Origin of the sequence: Lederbergia wuyishanensis (assembly GCF_022900255.1) — a bacterium.
Taxonomy (GTDB): Bacteria; Bacillota; Bacilli; order Bacillales; family Bacillaceae_C; genus Lederbergia; species Lederbergia wuyishanensis.
The window spans coordinates 1-1,123 of the sequence record NZ_JALIRM010000025.1 but is presented as its reverse complement, the minus strand read 5'-3'; the positions used below and the strand labels follow the sequence as shown (position 1 = coordinate 1,123).

The following is a 1,123-nucleotide window of genomic DNA, read 5'->3' as shown; positions in this document are numbered from 1 at the left end:
GCAGAGGGTCGGCGGTTCGATCCCGTCATCCTCCACCATATATGCCGGCCTAGCTCAATTGGTAGAGCAACTGACTTGTAATCAGTAGGTTGGGGGTTCAAGTCCTCTGGCCGGCACCACGAAGTTTTTATATGTACGAGCCATTAGCTCAGTCGGTAGAGCATCTGACTTTTAATCAGAGGGTCGCAGGTTCGAATCCTGCATGGCTCACCAAAGTTTTTTGCTGAAAGAAAAATAACTTACCTTATTTGCTCAAGCAAAAATAATAGTAATTATTATGCGGGTGTGGTGGAACTGGCAGACACGCTAGACTTAGGATCTAGTGCCGCAAGGCGTGGGGGTTCGACTCCCTTCACCCGCATTAATGGTTTTTAGTTGAGAGTTGTTAAGCCACGCGGAAGTAGTTCAGTGGTAGAACACCACCTTGCCAAGGTGGGGGTCGCGGGTTCGAATCCCGTCTTCCGCTCCAACTCATGCCGGGGTGGCGGAACTGGCAGACGCACAGGACTTAAAATCCTGCGGTAGGTGACTACCGTACCGGTTCGATTCCGGTTCTCGGCATTAAAGTTTTTTGCCTCGGCAAAATAACTTTCATTAATCTTTTGCTTCAGCTTTTTTGCAAAGCAAAATAACCTTCCATATTATTATCATGCGCCCGTAGCTCAATTGGATAGAGCGTCTGACTACGGATCAGAAGGCTATGGGTTCGACTCCTTTCGGGCGCGCCAATTATAATTATTTATTTCGGGAAGTAGCTCAGCTTGGTAGAGCACTTGGTTTGGGACCAAGGGGTCGCAGGTTCGAATCCTGTCTTCCCGACCACTTTAAACGATATTTGGGGCCTTAGCTCAGCTGGGAGAGCGCCTGCCTTGCACGCAGGAGGTCAGCGGTTCGATCCCGCTAGGCTCCACCAAAAAAAGTGTTGACAAACACTTTTAAAAAGAGTAATATAGAAAAGTCGCCATCGGGTGACGCCATCAAGTTTGATCTTTGAAAACTGAACGAAACGAACGTTAAAATTATTTTTAAAACAATGGTTTTAAACCATTGCCAGCAAATGAGCTACAAACTTCAATGAGAGTTTGATCCTGGCTCAGGACGAACGCTGGCGGCGTGCCTAATA

The 1,123-nt window shown here is 47.5% G+C and carries 8 tRNA genes; all 8 read left to right on the top strand.

Annotation, left to right across the window (positions count from 1 at the left end):
- The first annotated feature begins 43 nt into the window (after positions 1-43).
- The 8 genes from MT489_RS22010 to MT489_RS21975 all read left to right on the top strand — a co-directional run bounded on the left by MT489_RS22010 (position 44) and on the right by MT489_RS21975 (position 913).
- A tRNA-Thr gene (locus MT489_RS22010) sits at positions 44-119 on the top strand.
- A gap of 18 nt (positions 120-137) precedes the next feature.
- Positions 138-213: transfer RNA gene (locus MT489_RS22005), tRNA-Lys, on the top strand.
- Between the two features lie 66 nt (positions 214-279).
- A tRNA-Leu gene (locus tag MT489_RS22000) sits at positions 280-361 on the top strand.
- 33 nt (positions 362-394) lie between these two features.
- Positions 395-469, top strand: a tRNA-Gly gene (locus MT489_RS21995).
- 6 nt (positions 470-475) lie between these two features.
- Positions 476-561: transfer RNA gene (locus tag MT489_RS21990), tRNA-Leu, on the top strand.
- A gap of 90 nt (positions 562-651) precedes the next feature.
- Positions 652-728, top strand: a tRNA-Arg gene (locus MT489_RS21985).
- 17 nt (positions 729-745) lie between these two features.
- A tRNA-Pro gene (locus MT489_RS21980) sits at positions 746-822 on the top strand.
- A gap of 15 nt (positions 823-837) precedes the next feature.
- Positions 838-913, top strand: a tRNA-Ala gene (locus MT489_RS21975).
- Positions 914-1,123 lie beyond the last annotated feature (210 nt).